Origin of the sequence: Pseudoalteromonas sp. GutCa3 (assembly GCF_002836155.1) — a bacterium.
GTDB classification, from domain to species: Bacteria; Pseudomonadota; Gammaproteobacteria; order Enterobacterales; family Alteromonadaceae; genus Pseudoalteromonas; species Pseudoalteromonas arctica.
Genome location: NZ_PJBK01000029.1, coordinates 1 through 20,815, shown reverse-complemented (window position 1 = coordinate 20,815; position 20,815 = coordinate 1). Strand labels below are relative to the sequence as shown.

Sequence of the window (20,815 nt, the reverse complement as noted above, 5' to 3'; positions counted from 1 at the left end):
TCCTAGCGCGATAACGTTTTTAAAATATCAGCAAATACACCCGCGGCTGTTACTTCCGAGCCGGCGCCATAACCACGAATTACAAACGGACGTGGCTGGTAGTATTGGCTTAAAATAGCCAGTGCGTTTTCACCATCACGAATGACACTAAGCGCATGCTTTGCATCTACCGCTTCAATACCTACTTTACAGTGGCCTTCTTTAATTGTGCCTACATAGCGAAGTACCCTACCCTCGCTCGCAGCGCTTTTGATACGGTCGTTAAAATCAGCATCTAAACTTGGTAGTTTTGCCATAAACTCATCAACGCTATCACCTTGTGCAAAACCTGGTGGTAATACTGACTCAACTTCAATATCGCTTAGCTCTAATTTCATACCGGCTTCGCGAGCAATGATCAATAACTTACGTGCTACATCGGTACCCGATAAATCATCACGAGGATCTGGCTCAGTAAAGCCACTTTCTTTGGCTTTAATAGTTGCCTCAGAAAGTGATAAACCATCTTGAAGTGCGCCAAACATATACGAAAGTGAACCTGATAAAATACCGCTAAACTCTAATAACTCATCACCGGCACCAAATAACGACTGTAAGTTGTCGATTACTGGTAAGCCTGCACCAACGTTTGTTTCGTATAAAAATTTACGATTATTCTTTTGCGTTGCTGCAATTAAATCTTGGTAATACGTGTATGAGCTTGTTGTTGCTTTTTTATTAGCAGCAACCACATGAAAACCTGCATTTAAAAAGTCTACATACTGCGCAGCAAGTGCATCCGACGACGTACAATCAACAAGCACAGGGTTTACTAAATGATTTTGCTTAACAAACTGCTCTACTAGTTTTAAATCAAACGCCTGCTCAGATGAGGCCAATTTTTGCTGCCAATCACCAAAAGCAATACCTTCACTATCAAGGTGTAATTGACGAGAGTTAGCAACACCATACAAGTTAAGTTTAATATTACGTTTTTCAAGCCACGCTTGTTGGCGCTCAAGCTGATTAATAAGCTCTTGCCCTACTAAGCCACAACCTAGTAAAAACACATCAATTGATGGAACATGCGTGAAAAAGTTTTCATGGCATATTTTTACGGCGTCGTTACAAAGTTCGCCATCAATTACTGCTGAAATAGCACTTTCTGTAGAATCCTGTGCAATTGCCACAATATTTACTTGCGCTTGTGCAAGCGATGCAAAAAACTTAGCCGCTAAGCCACGGTGCGCGCGCATGTTGTCGCCCACTAAAGTAACAATGGCTAAATTGCGCTGCACTTGTACAGGCTCAATAAGCCCTGCTTGTAATTCAAGTTCAAATGCAGTTTGTAGCGCATCAAGTGCAAGTGCTAGGTCTGTTTCGTGTACACAAAAGCTAATGCTGAATTCGCATGATGACTGCGTGATCAATACAATTGATACGTTATCGTGAGCAAGCGCGTTAAATACCTTAGACGCCATACCTACTTTGCCTTTCATGCCTGGCCCTGAGACAGTTAGCATTGCAAGGTCTTGTAGGCTCGAAAGCGCTTTTACTGGCTCATCTGATGAATAATCGTTACCAATTAATGAGCCTTGTGCGTCTGGGTTATGCGTATTTTTAATTTCACACGGCACGCCTGCTTTAGCACACGGTAAAATTGTTTTAGGGTGAAGTACTTTTGCACCAAAATAAGAAAGCTCCATCGCTTCTTTATAAGATAAAAAATCTACTTTAGTCGCTTTTTTAATATAACGAGGATCAGCACTGTATACACCATCAACGTCAGTCCAAATTTGGCAAATCTCAGCTTCTAAACATGCTGCTGCAATGGCTGCTGAGTAATCTGAGCCATTACGGCCAAGCGTTGTAAGCTCACCTTTATCATTACTCGCCGTAAAACCAGGCATGATATAGATAGTTGCAGGGCTTTCTTTAAGCACAGCTTGAAAGCGAGCTTTACTTGCCACCAAATCAGCTTCTGCATCAATATAACCACCAGTTGAAGCGATACAGCTTGTTGCTTCTAAGTATCTTGCATCGTGCGAGTTCAATAAAGCCTGCATTAAAGAAACACTAACGCGCTCTCCAAAGCTAATTACAAATGCGCGAACTTGATCAGGGCAACATTGTATAAGTGATACGCCATCTAGTTTATTTTTAAGCTCGCCTAAGTTTGGCCAACTTGTAACTACTACACCACTTTTTTCAACGTCAGCTTTCAAACCTTCACAGCGGCTAACTAATGCTTGCCATTGCTGCGAAAAGTCAGAGCCTTGTTCTGCAGCACTTGCAAGTGCAACTAGCGAATCGGTCATTCCACCTGGAGCAGAAAGTACCAAAAGCATTTCATCTTTTAATTGTGCTTTAACTAGCTGAGCTACCTGTTGTAAGCATGCATAGTCGGCAAGCGAAGACCCACCAAATTTTAAAACTCGCATTGTTTATGTTCCTCATCCCATAAAACGAAAAAAGGCCTGTGTTCTAAGTGAACACAGGCCTTTAAATTTGTTGCACCGACCTATGCCACTATCCAGTAAGAATGATGGTTGTAATAATAATGGTCAGTACGCGATTAATTGTTTTCATATGTTAAGACTGCCTTAACAAAGGCTATGCTGTCAACCCTAAATTAAAAGATAAAACAGCCTTTTTTAACATGAAAAAACCTAATGAATGCCAAATTTATGCAATATTTCGTTTAAGTTAGATTTATTGATAGGTTTATCGATAAAGTCTATTGCGCCAAGTTGTGCGACTCGTTGCTTCATTTTTTCTTGTATATCGGCAGAAATAACTAAAACAAAGCACTCTATTTTTTCTGTTTTTATAGTCTCGAGTACTTGTATACCATCAACTTCGGGCATGGTGAGATCTAAGCACAATAAATCAAAGCTTTGTGCTCGTAAAAGTTCTAGAGCGTGCGCTCCATTTGTAGCTTGTTGTATTTGAGCGTCTATACATTCATTTAAACACCGCACGACTTGTTTACGGGCAACTGCAGAATCGTCACAGACTAATATCGAAAATTTCATCATGTTTACTACTACACAACCATCAAAGTTATTAAAAGGTTATTAAACTAATGCCTTCCATTGCATTTTAGACACTTTAACACGCCTCAAAGCACTCAGCGCATTAATAATTTAATACAATGATAAATATAGAATAAATCCGTTTAAGATATAATTAACCAAAGCAAATACTAATTAAGCCTACAATACATAACAGATAACGAATTTATTAATTTATACCTTGGTTTAAATACTTTGATACTACACGCTCACTTTTTGGATTTATCTTATTAAATTTTAACTTTTTTATTTATTTTTAGAGGTTTATTGACTAACTTTTAAATTACTATCGTAACGTTACAAAAATAATAAAGGATGAACAAGTCACTCATGTTACAAAAAAGTCTTTCTAAGAAGCTACTGACTAGCGTTTTATCCGTCTATTTTTTGCTTACCTTTGTAGTGACCTGTGGACAAGTGCTTGCTGAATACGTCAATACTAAAGACTATATTCGCGATGAACTTAGTACCTTACAAAAAACCTTTAGTCGCAGCTTAACACGTGCAATTTGGGAGCTTAATACCAAGCAAACAATTACAACAGCAGAAGGTTTACTCGCCATCCCCATGATTGAAGGGATTATTGTTCGAGACGACAGCGGCGAAATTATTTCACAGCTAGGGCGCTCTCTTGATATACACAAGCTATATAACCAACAGTTAGTACAAGAAGAGGTTATTTTAGAAGACGCAAAATCGGGTTTATTTGGTTATACCTTTCCACTTATTTTTGAATTTTCAGGTCGTGCTACTCAAGTTGGTGACGTTACCTTATTCTCAAGTCGAGAAGTTGTTTTTAGCCGCATTATGGTATCAATCTACTTTTTGATTGGTAATGCGATGATTAAAACCACCTTTTTGATCATCTTATTTTTAATGGCATTTAGAAAACTTCTTACAGACCCTTTAGCAGAACTCACTGAGCAACTAGAAAATTTAGAGCTAGACGAGCTAGAAGGTCAACATATAGAAATAGAAACAGAAGAACATAATGAACTAAAAGTGATGGAGCAGTCATTTAACAAACTAATAGATAAAGTGGTTCAGTATAGAAAAGAGCTTGAACACACCCAAAAAGAACTCATTATAAGTAACGAAAAGCTTGATCAACACAACATACAACTTGAACAAGACGTAGCCCGTAAAACATCCAACTTAAGCCAAGCAATGATGGATTTACAGCAGCAAAAATACGAACTCGAAAAGCAAAAAATTGTCCTCACCGAAGAAGTAGACTTACGCCGCAGCACAGAGCTAGAGTTAATTACAAAGCAAACTGAATCTCAGCGCTATATAGAAGAGTTAAGCCTTGCACAGGAACGTTTACTAGGCACAGAAAAAATGGCTGCGCTAGGCGGACTTGTAGCAGGTATTACACACGATATAAACACCCCTATAGGGATAGGTGTAACGGCAATATCATTTTTACAAGAACGCTTAAATAAACTCGAAAATGCTTATACCGAAAAAACACTTTCGCCAAAAGCACTAGAAGAGTTCATTAACGAGGCAAAGCAAAGCACAAGCTTACTAACCACTAACTTAGATAGAGCTTCGGAGCTTATTGCTAGCTTTAAACAAATAGCGGTCGATCAAGCCAGTGAAGCAGTAAGAACCATTAACTTTAAAGATTACACTAACGAAGTAATACGCTCACTGCACCCAAAACTAAAAAAGACATCCCATACTATAAAATTAGAATGTCCTGATGATTTAGTTTTAAATCTACCTGCAGGGGCTATAAGCCAAATTTTTACTAACCTAATTATGAACTCACTTATTCATGGCTTTGAAGGTAAAAGCAACGGTGTAATGGATATTAAAATAAGCGCTGATGACACTAACTTAACTATTGATTACAAAGATGACGGTAACGGTGTTACCAACGAGCAATTAAAAAAATTATTTGACCCATTTTTTACTACCAAACGCGATGAAGGTGGTAGCGGATTAGGCACCCATATAATGCTTAATTTGGTCAAGCAAACCCTTAGTGGCTCTATTGATGCAACGAGTGAACCGGGCAAAGGTCTGCGTTACTATATTCAATTTCCGAAGAACATGGCTAAGCCACTGCCTATTTTTGATAAATATGAATAAATAAAAGTATATGCATTAAATTATTAGGGCGTGTTGATCTTTGGTGGTTGAATTTGCAGCAACGTGTTTGGTTTTTAGGCAAGACAGAGCCTATGTAGTGTGGTTATTCCCCATAAATAGGCGATAACGCAGCATTAATACCAAACATGCGCTGCCCTTTGGGTTCTTTCTAGGGACGATTAACTCTTTGTTGCTCGGTTTTTACTTAGCCCACTAGGTTACAAACCTCGCGCCGCGATTTAATCGCCCCTAGATTGAACAAATTTCAATCCATAAAGTTCAACACGCCCTAGTAACAAATCAGTCATTTCGAGATACTGTTTTTATTGCTATGATTGTACAAATTTTTCAAATGGATCAATTCCCCTATGTGGTTTAGTAACCTTATTTGTTACCGCTTTAAGCAAGACGTTTCATATACTCAAGAAGACTTTGATAAATCATTAGAGCAAGATTTATTTCGCCCATGTACTGGTCAAGAGCTTGCAACATTTGGTTGGACAAAAGCGTTTGGAAAACATGGCGATACGCTATCGCATTTTTCTCAAAAAAGTATTCTAGTTTGCGCTAAACGCGAAGAAAAAGTACTCCCTGCTTCTGTTATTAATGAACTAGTTGCTGAGAAAATTGATCTGATAGAAGCTGAAGAAAACCGCCCAGTTAAAAAGAAAGAAAAAGACGAATTAAAAGAAAACATTCTTCATACTCTTCTACCTCAAGCATTTAAAAAGTCGAGCTTACAATTTGCCTTTATTGACCAAGAAAACGGTTGGGTTGTTGTAAATAGTGGCAGCTTTAATAAAGCAGAAGAGCTACTAGCACTACTTCGTAAATCGTTAGGAACGCTTCCGGTTGTACCTGCGTTTGCTAACTACGACCTAGATGTATTTTTAACTGATTGGTTAACTAACTTTAGTACACCAGAAGGTTTTGCTATTGGCTCAGATGCTGAACTTGAAGAAGCAGACGACAGCGGCGCACAAGTAAAACTTAAAGGTCATGATCTATCGTGTGATGAAGTTAAATCGCATTTAGAAAGTGGTAAACGCGTAACTAAACTTGCACTTGATTGGCAAGAGCGTCTTAAGTTTATGCTGCAAAACGATGGCTCTATCAAACGTTTAAGCTACTCTGAAACTCTAAAAGAAGAAAACGCAGATATTCCTAAAGAAGATATGGCTTTAAAACTTGATGCTGACTTTATTTTAGCTTCTGAAGAAATAAAGCAATTACTTGAAGAACTAACTGCAGGTTTAGGTGACGTTGAAGATTTAGAAAAAGCGTAAATACCATAGTGCCTACCTGCATAAATATTTAAGCAATTTAATGAATTAAATAGCATATGTAAGCAGGTTGGTATAACAGATAAAAATCCGATAGCAGTTTACTGCTATCGGATTTTTTTATGAAATTTAGAAGCGCTTATTTATATATTTATTAACCGCGAACAGAATTTAGCTAACGATCGACGTATTAAAACCTAAGGTAATCATCTTTTAAGTAGGAGATTACAGCATGGTTCAAAGGTTCATCAAGGTAAGTTATGTAGAGTGATATGAGATTATCTATATACGCTTCAAGCTAGACTGCACAAAAACTGAAGTTTTTGATTTCAATTAAAACCATTAACTTACTTTGTGCAGATAACTTATTTTAGCTTTTAGCGTCTTCAACTTTAGGTTGGCGATATATTTTTATAATGTGGTATAAATTTACAAGCGACAATAAGCCGTTGGTAAAAATAACAGGCACTGCGCCAATGGCAACACCGTATGCAGTAAATACAATACAACCAAACATGTTGTACCAACGTAGTTTTACTACATCTGTCATTGTTAACGATGCAACTAATAAAGCTGATGCAATATAACCTAAATATTCCCAACTCAATTGTTCTCTCCTAGCCTTTAGGTTAGCATTACATGTACTGCTATCTTATGGCACTTGTAAGTATTGCAAAGTTACAACAAAATAAAAAAGCTAACCTGCTTAAAAAACCTGAAAAAGTTTGCCGGAAAATACCAGCAAATTCTTAAATCATTACACGGGAAATGAAGGTAAAATAATACTCTTAGCAAAGCTAATAATATTAGTAGCAAGTTAGCGTAAATTCTTAGTGTCTTAATGCTATCGTCATTAAGATGTAATAAATAGGACAAATGTCCGAAGAGCACATTGATGTTTCAATACCATTTTTCTAGTTACCTTGTTGATCAGCTTTTAACCTTTGCCGGTAGCAGCTATCAACAATCAAAAAAAGAAGTTCTGATCCATCAAGATCAGCCTTTAAGCAAGCTTGTGCTTGTACGCAGTGGCACTGTGTCGTTTAGTTACGACGTAGGTAATGGACGACGCCTGCTGTTAGGACAATTGGATTGTAACAACACCCTTATTGGTGAAATAGAAGCGCTAAATAATAATCCATGTATTTATACGGTAACGTGCTTTAGCGATGTCACTTATAACCTTATTGAATTAAGGCATTGGCGTGCTCTACTGCTTGAGAAACCAGAACTAAGCTTATACACCGCACAAACTATTGCGGCTAAGTTTCAGGAAAACCAAAAAATCAATTTAGATAAGTTATTACTACCACTTAGCTATAACATAGCTAAAGATTGCTTACTAAGGGCCGAGAACAACAACCCTACGCTACTTAGAGCCTACCCAACTGTAAATGCTGAAGCCGAACGCTTTGCTACCACTGAGCGAGCTTACAGACGTGTTGTTACAGAACTTGTAGAAAAAGGCTTGGTACTTAGAAGTAACGATGGCTTACAAGCAGTCGATATACCAAAACTAAGTGAGTACGTAGATAGCTTTGCTCAGCTTTAAAATAAAAAAAGGCCTTAACGGCCTTTTTTTATTTATGCAAATTACTAATTACTTCTCTAGCAAAATATCATGAATTTTCGCAAGATCAGATTTACCAGCAATAATTTCATCCGGTGTTAAACCCGATAATTCATGCGGGAACACTAACCACTCTTCAGATTCATGAATATAATAATCTGGAACAGTGTCCACTTTTGAGTTTTTTGGCTTGTAGTACGGGCATGCAATACGAATATCACGTGGCAAGTTTAAGCGCATAAGCTCTGAAAGCTTTTCTTTTAATGCAACAATACTACGACCTGAGTCAAATACATCATCAACAATTAATAATGAATCACCTGCATTTGCGTTCTCTACAATGTAATGTAAGCCGTGTACTTTAATTTCTTTCGACTGTTTACCAATACCGTAATAAGACGATGTACGTACTGCAATGTGATCAGTCTCAATGCCTTTGTAATCGTAATATTCTTGAACAGCAATACCGATCGGTGCACCACCTCGCCAAATACCAATAATAAAATCAGGACGAAAGCCATCTTGGTATACTTGTGCCGCTACGCGGAACGAATCTTCAAGCAGCTGTTGAGCTGTGATGTAGCACTTATCTGACATAATTAGAAACCCCAGTGGTGGATATAAGATTTGAGCGCAGCTTAGAGTTAAGCAAAAATTAAACTCAAACAGGTATTGGCGACTGATTTTACCGTAAATGAAATAAAATTGCTTGCCTGTAAATTAAAAAATAGGCACCCAAGGGTGCCTATTTTTAGCGTAAAAAGCGTAATTTAGTAAATATTATGCTTTTTCTTGTAAAGTACGAGCAACTGTACGCATACCTTGAGTTGTTGCACCCGCTGCCCATTGACTTGTACTGCCCATGTTAAATGCAGCCGCTAAATCGATGTGTACCCAGCCTTTGCCATCGTTTGGCACAAAGCGCGATAAAAAGCCTGCAGCATTCGATGCACCGCCATAACCGCCACCTTTTTGCGCACGGCTATTTGCCGTATCAGCATAAGGAGATGGGCAGTTTTGTTGATGCCATTTTTCAAGAGGAAGTGGCCAAGCAGCTTCCATTTCTTGAGATGCAAAACTCTCAACTTCACGTACAAGTTCTTTATCAAGTGCAAATAATGCATTGTACTCTTGGCCAACAGCAACAAGCGCTGCACCGGTTAGTGTTGCTGCATCAATAATAAGTGGAGCGCCAGTCTCCCCAGCTGCCATTAAACCATCAGCAAGTACTAAGCGACCTTCAGCATCCGTGTTTACAATTTCAACTGTTGTGCCATTTTTATAAGTAAGAATGTCACCTAATTTGTATGCATGACCTGAAATTAAGTTCTCAGCACAACATAAAAACAGCTTAATACGTTTTTCAATACCACGGTTAATAGCCAATGCTAAACCTGCAGTTACTGTTGCAGCGCCGCCCATGTCGCACTTCATACCAAGCATACCTTCGCTTGATTTAATTGAGTAACCACCTGAGTCAAACGTAATACCTTTACCTACAAGCGCTGCACTTACTGGTGCATTTTCGTCACCTGTTGGGTTGTAATCAAGCTCAAGCAATACTGGTGGGCGAACACTACCGCGACCAACAGCATGAATACCAATCCACTGTTGCTCTAGTAACGCATCACCTTTAATGATTTGGTAACTTACGTGTTCAGGCGCTAATGATTGAATAAACTCAGCTGCTTTTTCAGCTAGGCTCTCTGGGTAAATGTCATCGGCAGTCCCGTTAACCATTTCACGTGCCCAAATTGCTGACGTTTTTAAGTGAGCAAGTTCTTTAATATCTGATTGTGCGTTATCAACAAACTCAACACCATTTAACGATTTTGGTGTTACAAAGCCTTGATAAAAAGCCCACTGGCTTTCTGTACACCAAGCATCGCCTGCTAATTCAACGTTTTTAATACCTTGGATTGCAATAGTACGACCAGCTTTTTGAACATTTTTCAATGTTTCTTGCTCAGACAAATGAACAGTTGCACCGCGCTCATTAAAAGACAATGACGCATTATCGCCCCAATGACTCGCTGCTGCTTGTTCGCTTAGTTGAACAACAAATTTTTCACTCATGTTAGAATACCCTTGCACTTAAATGTGCCACCGAGTTTACTATAGAGCGCTTAAGTTCCCAACAGCTTGAGATAAATAACATAAACCACACTGCTGTGCAGTATTTACGCTTTGGAAGTTATCATGAAGTACACGCCAACTCTGCAACCTGCCACCTTATTAAAACGCTACAAACGCTTTTTAGCTGATTTACAATTAAGTGATGGCAGTGAATTTACCGCCCACTGTGCTAATACAGGTAAAATGACGGGATGCGCAGAGCCGGGTTTTGCTGCTTTTTATTCAACAAGCGATAACGCAAAACGAAAATACCCGCATTCATTAGAGCTTACGCAAAATAACTTATCGCAGCTTATTTGTGTAAATACAGCGGTGGCCAATAAAGTAGTAGAAGAAGCAATAAACAATAATGTGATAAGCGAGCTACTCGACTACAGTCAATTGCAAAGCGAAGTAAAGTATGGCAGCGAAAACAGCAGAATCGACTTTTTACTCACAGACGAAAATAAGCCTGATTGCTACGTAGAAGTTAAATCAGTCACATTATTAAGCGAAGATGCACCACAAAGCGGGCAAGGCTACTTTCCTGATGCGCAAACACTGCGCGGACAAAAGCATATTCGCGAACTAATAGAAATGATCGAACAAGGCCACCGAGCAGTATTACTGTTCGCTGTTTTGCATGAAGGAATAAATACAGTAAGTGCAGCTGCGCATATTGATAAAAAATACGCCACGCTATTAAGCCAAGCAATAATAGCCGGCGTTGAAGTATTAGCATACAAGGCCACAATTTCTGCTAATGAAGTTTTACTTCATAAAAAAATAGTATTTGCACAATAGTGTATTAAACCAAGGGATTGAACTAAGCGTAATTTGCAAAATAAGCAAAGTACTCAAATTAAAAAAAGTTATACAAAGTGAATTATAAAAATTAACTTGTTTTTAAAGCTTTTGCCCACATAACAAGGCAAGTTTTAGAAAGCGAATATGTGAATTAATTAAAAGTGTAAATAGACTATTAATACACTTTTTACTCAGTAAGCATGGCTGAAGCTAATTCGATTAATTAAAAATAAATTTGCCTAGGATATAAGATTCTGTTATTTATACCGCCGGCTAATGCTGAGGCATTAAATTAAGGATTTAGGAGAGAGTTATGCCAGACCAAAAGAAACATGGTTTATTGGCTCAAGCCGGTTTAGAACCATACCAAGAAAAACCAGGCGAAGAGTACATGAATGATGCACAACGTGCTCATTTTAGAGCGATTTTAGAAACTTGGCGTAATGATTTACGTAACGAAGTTGATCGTACTAAATCACACATGCAAGACGAAGCTGCTAACTTTCCTGACCCAGTTGACCGCGCTGCACAAGAAGAAGAGTTCTCTTTAGAACTTCGTACTCGTGACCGCGAACGTAAATTAATCAAAAAAATTGAAAAAACAATTAATTTGATTAAAGAAGATGATTTTGGCTTTTGTGAGTCTTGTGGCATCGAAATTGGCATACGTCGCTTAGAAGCACGTCCTACTGCCGATTTATGCGTAGACTGCAAAACACTTGCAGAAATCAAAGAAAAGCAATCTGGACGCGGCTAATTAATACTTATTAATTAGTTATGTCTCCTACAGCCGTTACTGCGCCTATGCGTAAATATCGCGGTCGTTTTGCACCGTCTCCTTCTGGGCCATTACATTTTGGCTCACTTGTAGCGGCTGTGGGTAGTTATCTAGATGCAAAAGCTAACCAAGGAGATTGGTTAGTTCGTATAGAAGACATTGACACTACGCGCGTGGTTAAAAACGCCGACTCCGATATTCTTAATACCTTACATGCCTACGCCCTTCACTGGGACGAACCTGTTGTATATCAAACGCAGCGTCTGCCTTTATACCAAGATATTACCCACTCACTTTTAAAACAAAAACTTGTTTATGGTTGCACCTGTACTCGCAAACAAATAAAAGCCATTGGCGGTATTTATCAGGGGCATTGCCAAGCACTTAATCATAATACTCAATCCGGTGCGCTTCGCTTAGTTCAGCAACATCCAACGACTCAATTTAATGACTTAATTCAAGGTGATATAACGGTAAATAGCGCGCTTTCCCATGAAGATTACTTAATTAAACGCAGCGATGACTTATTTGCATATCAACTTGTTGTGGTCGTCGATGATATTGATCAAGGGATTAATCGAATTGTAAGAGGCGCTGATTTAATTGAGCCAACCGCACGCCAAATTAGTTTATTTAAACAACTCGATAGCCCTGTACCTGAATTTGCTCATTTACCTTTAGCGGTTGCCAAGCCTGGTTTCAAATTGTCTAAACAAAATTATGCTCCTGCCATTAGCAAACAAAATCCAAAGCCTGCTTTAATTAGTGCATTTGAATTTTTAGGATTGCCTGTTATAGCTGATTTAATCGATTTAAATATTGAACAATTAATCGCTTGGGGAATTAAAAACTTTAGCTTAAAACAGGTACCACAAGTATCCGAAATACAAATTTCTCAGCATCCACGTAGTCAGAAAGTCCAATTTACACATTTAAGTAAATAAAATAGCTAAAAACGGCTTAATTTCAACACATCAACTTAATTTTTAAACCCTGCTGGTATATGATAGCCGCCTAAATATATGCTAATTACGTCAAACAGCTTGTACTGGGCTATAACCGCCCCATTTGCTGTAACTTTTGATTGCGATGCAGAGTCAATCACACCTTCTAGGAGACAGACTATTATTTCCAAGCTTTTTCAATTTTGCCGACAAATAATCGGCCCGAATACCAGTGCCGAAAGCGCTTCTGTAAGCAGTGAACCTATTGTTGTCACTCGTGGTGAGCATGGTATTTCTCGCAAACAATTTAGCCCAAATGCAATCAAAGTATTATACCGCTTAAAAGACGGTGGCTACGATGCCTACCTTGTTGGTGGTTGTATTCGCGATATATTGTTAGGCCAACAGCCAAAAGATTTTGACGTAGTTACTAACGCGACGCCAGATCAAGTAAAAAAACTATTTAGAAACTGTCGCCTTATTGGCCGTCGCTTTCGTTTAGCACATATTGTATTTGGTCGTGAAATTATTGAAGTGGCGACTATGCGTGGCCACCACGAAGCGCAAGAAGACAAAAATCAAATAAGCCAATCAAGCGATGAAGGCCAATTACTACGTGACAACGTATTTGGCAGTATTGAAGAAGATGCAGAACGCCGCGACTTTTCAATCAATGCACTTTATTACTCAATCAAAGATTTTAGTATTCACGATTACGCCAACGGCTTAGCGGCAATTAAAGCTAAACAAATTGAGCTAATCGGCGACCCTGAAACGCGTTACCGCGAAGACCCTGTTCGTATGTTACGTGCAGTTCGCTTTGCTACTAAACTTGATATGAGCATTGCGCCTAAAAGTGAAAAGCCAATTAGCGAGCTTGCAAGTTTGCTTGATAACATTCCGCCAGCACGTTTATTTGAAGAAATTCTTAAGCTGTTTTTAAACGGCAAGGCCGAAGCTAACTTTTTAATGCTGCGTAAATACGGCTTATTCCGCTCACTGTTTCCTGAGCTTGATAAAATCTTAGATAAAAACCCAAGTGGCTTAGAACACACGCTTATTCAGCAAATGTTTCAAAATACCGACAAACGTATTAATGCAGATAAAAAAGTAACACCAGCGTTTATTTTTGCCGCACTACTTTGGTTCCCACTGCTTGAACGTACTAAAAAGATTCAAAGCCAAGAGCAACTACCTGAGTACGATGCTTTCGCACAAGCAATGAATAAAGTACTAAGCGATAACTCACAACACATTGCGGTTCCTAAACGCTTTACTTTAGGTGCTCGCGATATTTGGCATATTCAACACCGTTTGGATAAACGCGCAGGCCAACGTGCTTACAGACTAACGCAGCAACCTCGCTTTAAAGCCGCCTACGACTTTTTACTCTTACGCGTAGACGCGGGCGAAACACAGCATACTGAGCTTGCCCAGTGGTGGACACAATACTTAAGCCAAGATATAAACGGCCAAAAAGAGATGGTTAAAAACTTAGGCCACCAAGGTGGTCCTAAGCCGCGAAAGCGCCGTCGACCTACTAAAAAGCCAGCTGAGTAATAACATGTACTGTGTTTATTTGGGTTTAGGTGCCAACCTAAACTCACCAAAAGAGCAGCTTGATAACGCGGTAATCGCGCTTAAAAAGCTGCCTAATTGTGAATTTATAAACGTATCGCATTACTATGCAAGTAAGCCTATGGGCCCACAAGATCAACCAGACTATATCAATGCAGTAGCGTGCATTAAAACGACCCTTGAGCCAGAGCAATTACTTGATTTAACGCAACGTATTGAACTTGAGCATGGTCGAGTAAGAAAGGCTGAGCGTTGGGGTCCACGCACACTTGATATCGATACTCTATTATTTGATGATCAAATTATAAATACGGTGCGCTTAACTGTGCCTCATTATGGTTTGAATAATCGCGAGTTTGTGGTTTATCCACTATTAGAGCTTGCACCTGAACTTATTTTACCTAGCGGCATTGCATTAAAAACCATTGCAAATAATTTACCGCTCAACGACTTACAACAATTACCTCTGTAATTAACCTAGGCTTTTGCCTGCGAGGATATTATGTCTAAAATAACCGTTTCTACTTTAAATAAAATGAAAGCAGAAAATAACAAAATTACTGCATTAACAGCCTACGACGCTAGTTTTGCAAAGTTATTTCATGATAACGGCGTTGAAGTTATTTTAGTGGGCGACTCTTTGGGCATGGTACTACAAGGCGGCGATGACACCCTTGGCGTAACCAATCAAGATATTGCATATCATACCCGCTGTGTACGCGCGGGTAGCCGCGAATTATTTGTAATTGCTGACTTACCTTTTATGACCTACTCAAGCGTAAGTGATACTTGTAAAAATGCAGCTGAGCTTATGCGCGCTGGCGCAAACATGATTAAGCTTGAAGGCGGAGAATGGCTTTACGAGAGCATTAAAACGCTTACTCAACAAGGTATTCCAGTTTGTGGGCATTTAGGCCTTACACCACAGTCAGTACATGTATTTGGCGGCTTTAAAATACAAGGTCGCGAAGAAGACAAAGCACAAAAAATGATTGATGACGCAAAAGCACTTGAAGCTGCTGGCGCACAATTATTAGTACTTGAGTGTATTCCAAGTGCACTGGCAAAACGCATTACAGACGCCCTAAGCATCCCAACTATTGGTATTGGTGCAGGCAGCTTAACTGACGGCCAAATACTGGTAATGCATGACCTGGTTGGTATTTCGGCAGGTTACATTCCTAAATTTTCTAAAAACTTTTTGCTCGAAACAGGCAATATGCCTGCAGCCGTTCAAAAGTATTGTACAGACGTTAAAAATGGCGCGTTTCCAAGCGCTGAACACGAGTTTAAATAATGCAGTCAATTATTGAAATCAGATCGTTACGTAGTCAAATTAAAGCATGGCGCCAAGCGGGTCTTAGCGTGGCACTTGTGCCAACGATGGGCAACTTGCATCGTGGGCATTTTTCGCTAGTAGAAAAAGCAAAAAACTTAGCCGATAAAGTCGTTGTGAGTATTTTTGTTAACCCAATGCAATTTGGTGCTAACGAAGATTTAGATAACTATCCTCGTACACTAAACGAAGATAAACAAGGCCTTGCAGAACTAGGCACTGATATTGTATTTACCCCAAGTGTAGAGACAATTTATCCAAATGGACTTGGCGCACAGAGCTTTGTAGATGTGCCTGATATTTCATTAGGTTACTGTGGTGGCTCACGCCCTGGTCACTTTAGAGGTGTTGCCACTGTAGTTACAAAATTATTTAACCTTGTACAACCCGATTACGCCTGCTTTGGTGAAAAAGATTTTCAGCAACTGCAAGTAATTAAAACCATGGCGCGCGACCTATCAATTCCGGTCGAAGTTATTGGTGTACCTACAATGCGAGAAGTTTCTGGCCTTGCTATGAGCTCACGTAATGGTTACTTATCTGATGAGCAAAAAGCGACTGCAACCGTATTATTTAAAGCACTTAATACATGCGCTGAGCAACTTAAAAGCGGCGAAAAAGACTTCGTAAAACTTGAAAGCTTAGCTAAACAGAGCTTAGAGCAAGCTGGCCTAAAACCAGACTATTTTGAGATTGCTCAACGAGATACATTAAAAACTGCTACAATCGAAGATACTCAATTTGTTATTTTAGCCGCAGCCTATTTTGGTGGTGTTAGATTGATCGACAATATTCAAGTCGAAATTTAATATTATTGCGACTCCATTTTAAGGATAAGAAGCATGCACACTTTAATAAAAACAAGCGTAGTCGCCCTTACTTTTGCACTATTAGTAGGTTGCCAAAACCAAGTTGAAAACCCTGAAATGAATCAGTGTGCTCAACAAAATTACCAATGCGAAAGTACATGTGAACAGCAAACAACTGCTGATAGCTTAAAGCAGCAAGTATGCTCTGGTAAATGTGTTGAGAGCTATAATCAATGTAAAGTACAAGCCGAAAAATTAGGTAATATTTAATTCCTTAAAATTTTTAGTTTTAGGTACAAAAAAACCGCTCAGTGAGCGGTTTTTTATTGCCTATGGTTTATCATACCAATTTTATTAAAAACATGACCATTCTAGCGTATTAAATAACTCACTAACTACGTTAAAAATTATTTATATAGAACAACTATGTATCATAATTTTAGCCTTGTTATTGCGCTATTTTCTTATCGCTATAATAACTCACTAATTTAATGCAATTGGTATTAGTTCAAACCAAGCTTTTTAAGTTCTGTTTTTACTAGCTTTGCAGAAAGTGGTACATAACCATCTTTTTCTACAATTTGCTGACCATCTTTTGAAAGTACCATTCTTAAAAATTGTTCTTCCATAGGTGATAGCGGCTTATTCGGGTGTTTATTCACATAAACATATAAAAAGCGCGATAGCGGGTATTTACCTTGCGCAACGTTATCAAGTGTTGCATCAACAAAGTTATCGCCTTTTTTAGCAAGCGGTACTGTACGTACGCCCGATGTTTTATAACCAATACCTGAGTAACCAATTGCATTTAATGAAGATGAAATTGACTGTACTACTGATGCAGAACCCGGTTGCTCATTTACGTTATTACGGAAATCACCTTTACACAGTGCTTTCTTTTTAAAGTAACCATACGTACCTGATACTGAGTTACGTCCATAAAGCTGAACGTCTTTAGCAGCCCAATCGCCTGTTAGGCCGACATCGCTCCAACGATTAACTTGCTCTGGTGCGCCACATTTACGAGTAGATGAAAAAATAGCATCTACTTGGTCAATACGAAGACCTTCAATTGGGTTATCTTTATGTACAAATACAGCAAGTGCATCAATAGCTACGCGAACTTCTGTTGGCTTATAACCGTAACGTTTTTCGAACGCTTCGATTTCTTTAGATTTCATTTTACGGCTCATTGGACCTAGGTTAGCTGTACCTTCGGTAAGTGCCGGTGGCGCAGTAGAAGAACCTGCCGCTTGAATTTGAATATTTACATTTGGGTAAATACGTTTGTACTCTTCAGCCCAGAACGTCATCATGTTGGCTAAAGTGTCAGAACCTACTGATGAGAAGTTACCTGAAACACCACTAATTTTTTGATACTCAGGAATATCTTGGTCTAAAGCAACTGCTTGTGCAGATACGAAAGTTGTAACAGCCACACCCATTGCGGCAACTAAGTTTTTAAATTTCATGTAGGGTTCTCCGGTTTGTTCGTCCCATTTTCTAACTGCTGCCCACTCTAAAGTGAGTACATGACAGTTACATTACTCTTAAATGACACTTTTATGACTTTGCTTTTCAGCCTAATTACTTAGCTAGCGAAACTGTCTTATCTATTGAAAATTCGAAAGAAAAACACGAACCTTTGTTAACTTCACTGCTAATATTTAATTTACTATCGTGGCGCGTTAGTACATGTTTTGTAATCGCAAGCCCTAAACCTGAGCCACCTGTTGTTCTGCTGCGGGCTTTATCAACACGATAAAAACGCTCAGTTAAACGGTTAATATGCTCTGGCGCAATACCATCACCATTATCGGTAACACTAAAACACGCTTTATTGTTTTTGCGCTGCCAACATACTTCCACTTTGCCACCGGGTTTAGTGTAATGAATGGCGTTAAATACTAAATTAGAAAACGCACTACGCAGTTCATCCTCAGAGCCTTTAATATCGAGGGTTTTATCAATATTAAAAATAAGCTCATGGCCTTTATCTTGATTAATTGAGTTTGCCTCAGTGTGAATATAACCAAGTAATTGCGGTACGTTTATAGCTTTATCGTTGTCTTGGCGACGAGCACCTTCAATACGCGAAAGCGATAATAATTGGCTGACTAAGCTATCCATGCGCTTGCATTGTTCAAGCATAGTATTTTGCGCTTTGTTCCACATTGCTGGCGGCGGCATCATGTCGCCATCCATCATCTCAAGATACCCAGTAACCACTGTAAGCGGTGTACGTAGTTCGTGTGACACATTGGCTACAAAGTCTTTACGCATCTGTTCTAGCTGTTTTAAGCGCGTTACATCACGCACAACAACCATAAGTTGCGTGCTTGCATAAGGCATTACCCTAAATTCTAGTACTTGCTCAATGCTATGGCCGTTATCCAGCTCAAGCGCGTCGTCAAATTCACCTTTGTGCATGTATTTAGCAAACTTAGGTTCGCGAATTAAATTATCAAGACGCTGACCATGATCGGTTGGCCACTGCAAACCAAGCACTTTAAGCGCTAGTTGATTACACCACACAATACTTAAATCATTTTGCAGTACCACTACCGCATCAGGTACTGCTTCAGCTCCATCGCGAAAGCGACGAATTAAATCAGCAAGCTCATTACGTTTTTTACGATTACGGTGCTGTAGATGATAAATACCTTCAAACACTTGCTCCCATGCACCCTCGCCCTCAGGTGGATTAAAGCTACGTTGATTAAGTAGCCAATCGCTCAAACGATAAAGTTGATGGTAGTGCCAAATAAGGAGGGAAAAAGATCCTAAAAATAAAAGCAAAAATGGCGCGCCAACTAGCACACCAATTAATAGTAAGGGTAAAAAATAGATAAACAGGCGCTTTACTAACGCCTGCTTATTAACAACTCGATACATACACTCACTTTACCTTAGAGTAGTAATACATGCGTATTTCATACATTAGCTAAGCTTTAAGCTGATCACAGCTTACTTGAAAAACGATATCCAGCACCACGTACAGTTTGCACCAAACGGTCATGTCCAAGTGGGCCAATTGCTTTACGCAGACGACGAATGTGCACATCAACCGTGCGATCTTCTACGTAAACATTAGTTCCCCATACATGATCAAGCAGTTGTTCACGGCTATAAACACGCTCTGGGTGAGTCATAAAAAAGTGCAGTAATCTAAATTCGGTTGGCCCCATATCAAGCTCATTACCTTCTGAGGTAACACGATGCGAAATAGGGTCTAAACGCAGGCCATGTACTTCAATAGCTTCTTCTAATGAGGTTGGCGATACACGGCGAATAACCGCTTTAATACGCGCCATAAGCTCTTTAGGAGAAAACGGCTTAGTGACGTAATCGTCAGCACCTACTTCAAGGCCACGTACTTTGTCTTCTTCTTCGCCGCGGGCTGTAAGCATAATAATTGGGATTTGGCGGGTGTGTTCGTTTTGCTTAAACTTTTTAGCAATTTGAATACCGCTTCCACCTGGTAACATCCAATCAAGTAAAACCATATCTGGGTAAGGTTCAACCATAGCTGCAATAGCAGAGTCGTAATCTTCTGCTTCAATTGCTTGAAATCCATTTTGCTCTAAAACAAAAACCAACATCTCCCTGATAGGAGCTTCGTCATCTACGACTAGTACTTTACGTGACATTCCAATTTATCTCTTACGCTATCGAATTAGTTTTCATTATTATGACTAAGTATGACATTTTTATGAAAGTGTAACGTGTAAATTAAAATGGTGGTAAAAAAAACACAAATTAGTGACAAAAAACCTCATTAACGTCATATTTTTAAAACCTTTTTAATATTTAACGTAATAAAAAGAGATTTACGATAAATTTATAAAATAGCTAATTTTTGAAATTATCTGCTTTTTGTCGCTAGTAAATCATTAAATAATACAAAATTAGCTGGGATCATTGTTTTACTAACCAAGACTTTTTTACAGATCGATCGTTTAAAAGTAACTTTAAAGCTATTTTAAAATTAACATACCCGCCTGTGTAACAATCAATACGTTTAAAAATAGATCTAAATTTTACTAAGCTCCAAATAAAGGATCAGATTTTTACCAAGCCGATCCACTCTCAGATCAGAGTTGTACCTAGTCAAAGCCATAAGTTGTTGATTGTTTATACAAATAAATAACGATCAAATTATCTCAGAGCCTAAAATAGCGAAAAAGTGTATTTGGCTTAGTAAAGTAATGATCCGAAAAGGCTGTGTTAGTAAATGCGTGATCCCAAAGTACGGCGTTGATAGTACAGCGATCTGATCAATAGAAGCCGTAACCTGCAATATAAAAAGGGCTGACATTAAAAAAGCCAGCAACAAAGTTACTGGCTTAGGGCCTGTTGACCTTTCAGGATTAAAATTTGTTCAATCTAGGGGCGATTTAATCGCGGCGTGAGGTTTGTAACCTAGCGGGCTAAGTAAAAAC

General features: G+C 38.9%; 19 protein-coding genes. 11 read left to right on the top strand and 8 right to left on the bottom strand.

All coding sequences use genetic code 11. The annotated features are described in order from the left end of the window. Nucleotides 1-2: 2 nt before the first annotated feature. Nucleotides 3-2,420, bottom strand: coding sequence for a bifunctional aspartate kinase/homoserine dehydrogenase I (gene thrA, locus CXF64_RS05865; protein WP_101216561.1), 2,418 nt, complete (start codon nt 2,418-2,420; stop codon nt 3-5). 228 nt (nt 2,421-2,648) lie between these two features. Next, nucleotides 2,649-3,017, bottom strand: coding sequence for a response regulator (locus CXF64_RS05860; RefSeq protein WP_007587152.1), 369 nt, complete (start codon nt 3,015-3,017; stop codon nt 2,649-2,651). A 366-nt stretch (nt 3,018-3,383) separates the two neighbouring features. Between CXF64_RS05860 and CXF64_RS05855 the strand changes: the two genes are divergently transcribed. Both CXF64_RS05855 and rdgC read left to right on the top strand, forming a co-directional pair. Beyond that, the gene (locus tag CXF64_RS05855) at nt 3,384-5,153 is read left to right on the top strand and encodes a sensor histidine kinase (protein ID WP_024593692.1); all 1,770 of its coding nucleotides are present in this window, start codon (nt 3,384-3,386) and stop codon (nt 5,151-5,153) included. A 368-nt stretch (nt 5,154-5,521) separates the two neighbouring features. Next, a complete protein-coding gene (gene rdgC, locus CXF64_RS05850; protein WP_101216560.1) occupies nt 5,522-6,439 on the top strand; it encodes a recombination-associated protein RdgC in 918 nt (305 codons plus the stop codon). Nucleotides 6,440-6,806: 367 nt separating this feature from the next. On the opposite strand, the gene CXF64_RS05845 is transcribed toward rdgC, so the two are convergent. Then, nucleotides 6,807-7,043 (bottom strand): YgjV family protein, encoded by a 237-nt coding sequence (locus CXF64_RS05845; RefSeq protein ID WP_002962663.1) that lies wholly within the window; start codon nt 7,041-7,043, stop codon nt 6,807-6,809. A gap of 288 nt (nt 7,044-7,331) precedes the next feature. On the opposite strand from CXF64_RS05845, the gene CXF64_RS05840 reads away from it, so the two are divergent. Next, on the top strand, nt 7,332-7,988 hold the full coding sequence (locus tag CXF64_RS05840) for a Crp/Fnr family transcriptional regulator (RefSeq protein WP_002962665.1): 657 nt from the start codon (nt 7,332-7,334) through the stop codon (nt 7,986-7,988). 48 nt (nt 7,989-8,036) lie between these two features. Here the strand turns inward: CXF64_RS05840 and CXF64_RS05835 are convergent, their stop codons facing one another. Beyond that, nucleotides 8,037-8,603, bottom strand: a complete 567-nt coding sequence (locus tag CXF64_RS05835) for a phosphoribosyltransferase (RefSeq protein WP_007377478.1) — start codon at nt 8,601-8,603, stop codon at nt 8,037-8,039. Nucleotides 8,604-8,786: 183 nt separating this feature from the next. Then, the gene (pepB, locus tag CXF64_RS05830) at nt 8,787-10,082 is read right to left on the bottom strand and encodes an aminopeptidase PepB (protein WP_024589754.1); all 1,296 of its coding nucleotides are present in this window, start codon (nt 10,080-10,082) and stop codon (nt 8,787-8,789) included. Nucleotides 10,083-10,205: 123 nt separating this feature from the next. Between pepB and sfsA the strand changes: the two genes are divergently transcribed. The 8 genes from sfsA (at nt 10,206) to CXF64_RS05790 (ending at nt 16,643) form a co-directional block, all read left to right on the top strand. Beyond that, entirely contained in the window at nt 10,206-10,925 is a 720-nt protein-coding gene (gene sfsA, locus CXF64_RS05825) for a DNA/RNA nuclease SfsA (RefSeq protein ID WP_007587160.1), read from the top strand. 316 nt (nt 10,926-11,241) lie between these two features. Continuing rightward, nucleotides 11,242-11,685, top strand: coding sequence for an RNA polymerase-binding protein DksA (dksA, locus tag CXF64_RS05820; RefSeq protein WP_002962671.1), 444 nt, complete (start codon nt 11,242-11,244; stop codon nt 11,683-11,685). Between the two features lie 20 nt (nt 11,686-11,705). Next, entirely contained in the window at nt 11,706-12,650 is a 945-nt protein-coding gene (gene gluQRS, locus CXF64_RS05815) for a tRNA glutamyl-Q(34) synthetase GluQRS (RefSeq protein WP_024608324.1), read from the top strand. Between the two features lie 78 nt (nt 12,651-12,728). Beyond that, a complete protein-coding gene (gene pcnB, locus CXF64_RS05810; protein ID WP_024608323.1) occupies nt 12,729-14,210 on the top strand; it encodes a polynucleotide adenylyltransferase PcnB in 1,482 nt (493 codons plus the stop codon). Nucleotides 14,211-14,214: 4 nt separating this feature from the next. Next, on the top strand, nt 14,215-14,700 hold the full coding sequence (folK, locus tag CXF64_RS05805; protein WP_024593696.1) for a 2-amino-4-hydroxy-6-hydroxymethyldihydropteridine diphosphokinase: 486 nt from the start codon (nt 14,215-14,217) through the stop codon (nt 14,698-14,700). A 30-nt stretch (nt 14,701-14,730) separates the two neighbouring features. After that, nucleotides 14,731-15,525, top strand: a complete 795-nt coding sequence (gene panB, locus CXF64_RS05800) for a 3-methyl-2-oxobutanoate hydroxymethyltransferase (protein ID WP_007587166.1) — start codon at nt 14,731-14,733, stop codon at nt 15,523-15,525. Beyond that, nucleotides 15,525-16,373 (top strand): pantoate--beta-alanine ligase, encoded by an 849-nt coding sequence (gene panC / locus CXF64_RS05795; RefSeq protein ID WP_101216559.1) that lies wholly within the window; start codon nt 15,525-15,527, stop codon nt 16,371-16,373. The genes panB and panC overlap by 1 nt, the downstream gene beginning before the upstream one ends. A 33-nt stretch (nt 16,374-16,406) precedes the next feature. Continuing rightward, nucleotides 16,407-16,643: a hypothetical protein gene (locus CXF64_RS05790; protein ID WP_024598974.1), complete on the top strand. Its 237-nt coding sequence runs from the start codon at nt 16,407-16,409 to the stop codon at nt 16,641-16,643. 233 nt (nt 16,644-16,876) lie between these two features. Here CXF64_RS05790 and CXF64_RS05785 read toward each other — a convergent pair whose 3' ends face one another. The 3 genes from CXF64_RS05785 to phoB form a co-directional block, all read right to left on the bottom strand. Beyond that, on the bottom strand, nt 16,877-17,845 hold the full coding sequence (locus CXF64_RS05785) for a PstS family phosphate ABC transporter substrate-binding protein (protein ID WP_010554592.1): 969 nt from the start codon (nt 17,843-17,845) through the stop codon (nt 16,877-16,879). Between the two features lie 115 nt (nt 17,846-17,960). Continuing rightward, the gene (gene phoR, locus CXF64_RS05780) at nt 17,961-19,268 is read right to left on the bottom strand and encodes a phosphate regulon sensor histidine kinase PhoR (RefSeq protein WP_024608321.1); all 1,308 of its coding nucleotides are present in this window, start codon (nt 19,266-19,268) and stop codon (nt 17,961-17,963) included. Between the two features lie 65 nt (nt 19,269-19,333). Continuing rightward, complete coding sequence (gene phoB / locus CXF64_RS05775; protein ID WP_006791869.1) at nt 19,334-20,023, bottom strand: phosphate regulon transcriptional regulator PhoB; 690 nt, start codon at nt 20,021-20,023, stop codon at nt 19,334-19,336. Nucleotides 20,024-20,815 lie beyond the last annotated feature (792 nt).